This is a genomic window from Streptomyces sp. NPDC002690 (assembly GCF_053592415.1).
In genome coordinates this window covers 1-1698 of sequence record NZ_JBSFVR010000685.1, presented here as the reverse complement: position 1 = coordinate 1698, position 1698 = coordinate 1, and the positions used below count along the sequence as shown (strand labels likewise).

Annotated in this window: 3 protein-coding genes and 1 pseudogene; all 4 read left to right on the top strand. The window is 66.6% G+C overall.

Features of this window, described 5'->3' with window-relative positions; all coding sequences use genetic code 11:
- The coding region (gene rpmJ / locus ACWD3D_RS36710) for a 50S ribosomal protein L36 (RefSeq protein ID WP_451461443.1) at nucleotides 1-91 on the top strand (91 nt) is incomplete at its 5' end.
- Between the two features lie 194 nt (nucleotides 92-285).
- Nucleotides 286-666 (top strand): 30S ribosomal protein S13, encoded by a 381-nt coding sequence (gene rpsM / locus ACWD3D_RS36705; RefSeq protein ID WP_266705192.1) that lies wholly within the window; start codon nucleotides 286-288, stop codon nucleotides 664-666.
- A gap of 101 nt (nucleotides 667-767) precedes the next feature.
- Nucleotides 768-1172, top strand: coding sequence for a 30S ribosomal protein S11 (gene rpsK, locus ACWD3D_RS36700; RefSeq protein WP_003956432.1), 405 nt, complete (start codon nucleotides 768-770; stop codon nucleotides 1170-1172).
- A gap of 143 nt (nucleotides 1173-1315) precedes the next feature.
- Nucleotides 1316-1698 (top strand): annotated as a pseudogene (locus ACWD3D_RS36695) (DNA-directed RNA polymerase subunit alpha); the annotation flags it as partial.

Here is a 1698-nt window from a genome sequence, read left to right as displayed (position 1 = left end):
GAAGATCTGCGACAAGTGCAAGGTGATCCGCCGTCACGGCCGGGTCATGGTCATCTGCGAAAACCTGCGCCACAAGCAGCGCCAGGGCTGACGCACGACCCCCTGCATCTCGCAGTTCTTCGCGCGACGCACGTAATACGTACATACGCAGTGCCCGTCCAAGCCACGGCTGACGACACCTCCGGCGGGGGCCGGGGACCCGGGCGTACCACTGACTCGTTCGAGCGGTCGGCGGTCGGGAGCGGCACTGTGGAAGACCCCCGATATGACAACTGGAGCCATTGAATGGCACGCGTTTCAGGTGTTGACATCCCGCGCGAAAAGCGCGTGGAGGTTGCCCTCACCTACGTCTTCGGCATCGGGCGCACCCGGTCCAAGGAGATCCTCGCCGCGACCGGCGTGAACCCGAACACCCGCGTTCGCGACCTGGCCGAAGAGGACCTCGTCAAGATCCGCGAGTTCGTCGACGCCAACCTGCGCACCGAGGGTGACCTCCGCCGCGAGATCCAGGGCGACATCCGCCGCAAGATCGAGATCGGCTGCTACCAGGGCATTCGCCACCGTCGTGGCCTGCCGGTGCACGGTCAGCGCACCAGCACGAACGCGCGTACCCGCAAGGGCCCGCGTCGCGCCATCGCCGGTAAGAAGAAGCCGGGCAAGAAGTAGTCCTCAGCGGACGCACTGCGAGGTCCGGATATCCGGCCGAGCAGCAACCAGCGGTCTTCGCTGTAGGACCGATCACCTCCCCTCTCCATCTGGAGTAAGACATGCCCCCCAAGGGTCGTCAGGGCGCAGCCAAGAAGGTGCGTCGCAAGGAAAAGAAGAACGTCGCTCACGGCCACGCGCACATCAAGAGCACGTTCAACAACACCATCGTCTCGATCACGGACCCCTCGGGCAACGTGATCTCCTGGGCCTCCGCCGGCCACGTCGGCTTCAAGGGCTCGCGCAAGTCCACCCCCTTCGCCGCGCAGATGGCCGCCGAGTCGGCCGCCCGCCGCGCGCAGGAGCACGGCATGCGCAAGGTTGACGTCTTCGTCAAGGGTCCGGGCTCCGGCCGCGAGACCGCGATCCGCTCCCTCCAGGCCACGGGCCTCGAGGTCGGTTCGATCCAGGACGTCACCCCGACGCCGCACAACGGCTGCCGTCCGCCGAAGCGTCGCCGCGTCTGACGCATGACGGCCGGTGACGGCCGTCTGTGTTCGCGCACACCTGTGGGACCGGGCGGTACCTCCCTTCGGGGGCGTACCGCCCGTACCCTTGTTGTATCTGTCGGGCATCAAATAGTGGGTGCCCACGACTGAAGGACATCAGCATGCTGATCGCCCAGCGCCCGTCGCTGACCGAAGAGGTCGTCGACGAGTTCCGCTCCCGGTTCGTCATCGAGCCGCTGGAGCCCGGTTTCGGTTACACCCTCGGCAACTCCCTGCGCCGTACCCTCCTCTCGTCGATCCCCGGTGCCGCTGTCACCAGCATCCGGATCGACGGTGTCCTGCACGAGTTCACCACCGTGCCGGGCGTCAAGGAGGACGTGACCGACCTCATCCTCAACATCAAGCAGCTGGTCGTCTCCTCGGAGCACGACGAGCCGGTCGTGATGTACCTGCGCAAGCAGGGTCCCGGCCTGGTCACCGCTGCCGACATCGCGCCGCCGGCCGGCGTCGAGGTCCACAACCCGGACCTCGTCCTCGCCACGCT

Coding starts and splice junctions, on each gene's coding strand:
- rpsM (WP_266705192.1), top strand. CDS start 286: ATGGCACGCGTTTCAGGTGTTGACATCCCGCGCGAAAAGCGCGTGGAG.
- rpsK (WP_003956432.1), top strand. CDS start 768: ATGCCCCCCAAGGGTCGTCAGGGCGCAGCCAAGAAGGTGCGTCGCAAG.